The organism is Streptomyces sparsus (genome assembly GCF_054776295.1).
In genome coordinates this window covers 1-3,581 of the sequence record NZ_BAAHCA010000500.1, presented here as the reverse complement: position 1 = coordinate 3,581, position 3,581 = coordinate 1, and the positions used below count along the sequence as shown (strand labels likewise).

The window sequence follows — 3,581 nt, the reverse complement described above, 5'->3', positions numbered from 1 at the left end:
CCGGACCCCGGTGGGGTCCGGCCCTCGCGATATGCCGGTGACGCTGCCCGCCCTAACGGACGGGGCCGTTCGTCAGCTGTCGTCCTCGTCGATGAGGAAGCCGCGCATCGGCGACGGTGCCTGCTGCATGGGCTGCGGGCCCTGCGGCCGGACCGGGGACATCGGCTGGGTCATCGCCGGGGACATCTGCTGCTGACCGCCGTAGGTCTGACCGCCCTGGTTGTGGCCGTGGCCACCCATGGACTGGTTGCCACCCATCGACTGGTTGCCGCCCATGCCCTGGTGCCCTCCCATGGTGCCGCCGGAGGGCGCCCCCGCGCCGGCCATCGAGGGTGACGCGGGCAGCGAGGGGGCAGCCGAGCCCCGCGGCGGAGCGAGCGAGTCGTCCGCCTGGTTCTCCAACTGCCGCAGCTGGCTCTCCAGGTAGGACTTCAGGCGGGTGCGGTACTCACGCTCGAACCCGCGCAGGTCCTCGACCTTGCGCTCCAGGGTGGCCCGGGCCGACTCCAGCGAACCCATGGCGACGCGGTGCTTCTCCTGGGCGTCCCGCTCCAGGGCGTCGGCCTTGGCGCGGGCGTCCCGCTCCAGGCCCTCGGCGCGGCTGCGGGCCTCGCCGACGATCTTGTTGGCCTCGGAACGGGCCTCCGCGATCGCCTGGTCGGCGGTCTGCTGGGCCAGCGACAGCACACGTGCGGCGCTCTCGTTGTTGCCGCTGGGCTGCTGCTGCTGCATCGGGCCGCCGTGGCCGCCCATCGGCGGGCCACCGTGACCCATCGGGCCGGGACCGTGCGGTCCGCCCTGCATCTGGCCCTGGTGCTGCTGGTGACCCTGATGCTGCTGCTGGTGCTGCTGCATCTGGCCCTGGTGCTGCTGCTGGTGGCCCTGGTGCTGCTGCTGGTGCCCGCCGGGACCGGCGGGAAGCTGGGGGGCGCCGCCGGGCAGCTGGGGCGGGCCGCCCATCTGCGGCTGGCCGGGCGGGACCGGCTGCGGTCCGGATATGGCGGCGGGAACGGGGGCGCCACCGGGGCGCTCCTGCTGCTGCTGCTGTTCCTGCTGCTTCCGCATGCCCTGCTGCTGCTGGTTCTGCGCAGCGGCACGGGTGGCTGCGGCCAGTTTGGCGCGCAGGTCCTCGTTCTCCCGGAGTAGTCGATTCAGCTCGGCTTCGACCTCGTCCAGGAAGGCGTCCACCTCGTCCTCGTCATAGCCTTCTCGCAGGCGGACGGTAGTGAACTGCTTGTTCCGCACGTCCTCGGGGGTCAGCGGCATCTCTTCACCTCAACGTAGGTCATCGGCATATCGGCAAGACCGTACTCGCTCACAGCCTGGCCACGACGCTGATCAGGATGTAAACGATGATCATCAGTACGAAGAAGGACAGGTCTAGCGCCACACCCCCGAAGCGCAGCGGCGGGATGAACCGCCGCAGGAGCTTCAGTGGCGGATCAGTGACAGTGTAGGTGGCCTCCAGAACGACCACCATCGCCTTGCCGGGCTGCCATGAGCGGGCGAACATGAAGACGTAGTCCATCACCAGCCGGAAGATCAGCACGCCCAGAAAGCACTGCAACGCGATCAGGATCACCTGTTGTGCGATGTCCATCCTGCGTTACTCCCTCTCCCCTGGGTCTTCCCGTGCCCTGTCGGCCGGGGGTCCATCCGGTGTCGTGACTCAGCTCTGGTTGAAGAACCCGCCCTCTGCGATGCGGGCCTTGTCCTCCGCCGTGACATCGACGTTAGCAGGAGACAGGAGGAACACCTTCTGCGTCACCCGCTCGATGCTTCCGTGCAGGCCGAAGACGAGACCGGCGGCGAAGTCGACAAGTCGCTTCGCGTCCGTGTCGTCCATCTCCGTCAGATTCATGATCACCGGCGTGCCCTCGCGGAAGTGTTCCCCGATGGTACGGGCTTCGTTGTAGGTCCGAGGGTGAAGTGTGGTGATCCGGTAGGGCTCCCGTTCCGACACGACTTTGGGCATGATCACCGGCGCACTCTTCTCCAGGTTCGGGCGTTCGGGTGTGATGGATGACACGGGGGCGATCCGCCCGACTCGCCCGCTTTCGCCGACCAGCGCGGGGGACGGCTCACGTTCGCGCTGAGCCGGTGGCTGCACCACCCTTGCCGGCTCCTCGGGTTCCACCTCGTGCGACGGCGAAACCGGCTGGTGCCGCCGGCGGTCCCGCTCGGGCTCGGGCTCGGGTTCGAATTCGTCATCGGGGTCGTAACCCCGGCCGTCATACCCATCGTCCTCCACGAGGCCGAGGTAGACCGCCATCTTGCGCATCGCGCCGGCCATGCTCCGCATCCTCCGCTCAGTGGTGGATCGGCTCCGTCACCGGTGGCCTGAAATCCACGTGGCCCGCCCATTTCATCGGGAATGACCATATTTTCTGCTGTGGTCCGACTTTCTTCGCGACGTTACCCGAGCCGAGGACGGTCTCCGAGTACCGCAGTGCCGACGCGCACATGTGTCGCTCCCGCCGCAACCGCTTCTTCCATGTCCGAGCTCATACCCGCCGAGACCATGTTGGCAGCAGGATCAGTCGCACGCAGGTCCGTTGAGATTTCCCGGAGCCGTTCGAACGCGGCCCCCGGCCGACCCGCGTAGGGGCCGGCGAGCGGCGCGACGGTCATGAGTCCGGCGAGTCGCAGACCGGGCGCCGCGGTGATCGCGGCGGCGAGTTCCGGCACCAAGTCCGGGGCGGCGCCGCCCCGTCCGGCACCCTCGCCCGACTCGCGGTCCAGCCCGACCTGGACCAGGCAGTCCAGCGGACCGTCGCGGCGCTCCGCGGCCGAGGACAGCGCCCTGACCAGGCGCAGGCGGTCCACCGAGTGCACCACGTCGCAGTAGGAGGCCACCGAGCGCACCTTGTTCGTCTGCAACTGCCCGACGAAGTGCCAGGTGAGCGGCAGATCGGCGCAGTCGGCGGCCTTGGGTGCCGCGTCCTGGTCCCGGTTCTCCGCGACGTGCCGGACCCCGAGTTCGGCCAGCAACCGCACGTCACTCGCCGGATAGGTCTTGGTGACCACGATCAGGGTCACCTCCGAGCGGTCCCGTCCGGCCTGTTCGCAGGCGCGGGTCAGCCGCTGCTCCACCCGCTCCAGGTTCGCGGCCAGTTCAGTTCCGCGCGCGGCGGCGTTCGACATGACTCACTCCTCCAGCCAGACATAACTCGCCAGCCGTCCGGTGACCCGGTCCCGGCGGTACGAGAAGTGGTCCGCCGACTCCCGCGTGCAGACCCCCGCGTCACGGACCGCGGTCACTCCCGCCCCGGTGAGCTGGGCGCGCACCCCGGCGGCCACGTCCACCGCCGGTGTGCCCTGCCGGGTGACGGCGTGCGCCTCGGGCACCGCGGCGCACACGTCGGCGCGCATCTGCTCCGGCACCTCGTAACAACCGCCGCACACCGAGGGGCCGGTCCACGCCACCGTGCGCGCCGGATCCGCTCCCAGTTCGACCATGCGCTCGACCGTCGCGGGCACCACACCGGCCACCAGGCCGGGGCGCCCGGCGTGCGCCGCCCCCACCACACCCGCGGACGGGTCGGCGAGCAGTACCGGCGTGCAGTCGGCGGTCAGCACCG

The 3,581-nt window shown here is 69.9% G+C and carries 5 protein-coding genes; all 5 read right to left on the bottom strand.

The window, feature by feature from the left end; translation table 11 throughout:
* Positions 1-72: 72 nt before the first annotated feature.
* Positions 73-1,266, bottom strand: a complete 1,194-nt coding sequence (locus ACYVE9_RS19190) for a DivIVA domain-containing protein (RefSeq protein WP_461029116.1) — start codon at positions 1,264-1,266, stop codon at positions 73-75.
* Positions 1,267-1,315: 49 nt separating this feature from the next.
* Positions 1,316-1,600 carry a YggT family protein gene (locus ACYVE9_RS19185; protein ID WP_461029115.1) on the bottom strand — a complete coding sequence of 95 codons (285 nt, stop codon included), beginning with the start codon at positions 1,598-1,600 and terminating at the stop codon, positions 1,316-1,318.
* 69 nt (positions 1,601-1,669) lie between these two features.
* Positions 1,670-2,293: a cell division protein SepF gene (locus ACYVE9_RS19180; protein ID WP_461029114.1), complete on the bottom strand. Its 624-nt coding sequence runs from the start codon at positions 2,291-2,293 to the stop codon at positions 1,670-1,672.
* A 122-nt stretch (positions 2,294-2,415) separates the two neighbouring features.
* A complete protein-coding gene (locus tag ACYVE9_RS19175) occupies positions 2,416-3,144 on the bottom strand; it encodes a YggS family pyridoxal phosphate-dependent enzyme (protein ID WP_461029113.1) in 729 nt (242 codons plus the stop codon).
* Between the two features lie 3 nt (positions 3,145-3,147).
* On the bottom strand, positions 3,148-3,581 hold a 434-nt coding region (locus ACYVE9_RS19170; RefSeq protein ID WP_461029112.1), incomplete at its 5' end, for a polyphenol oxidase family protein.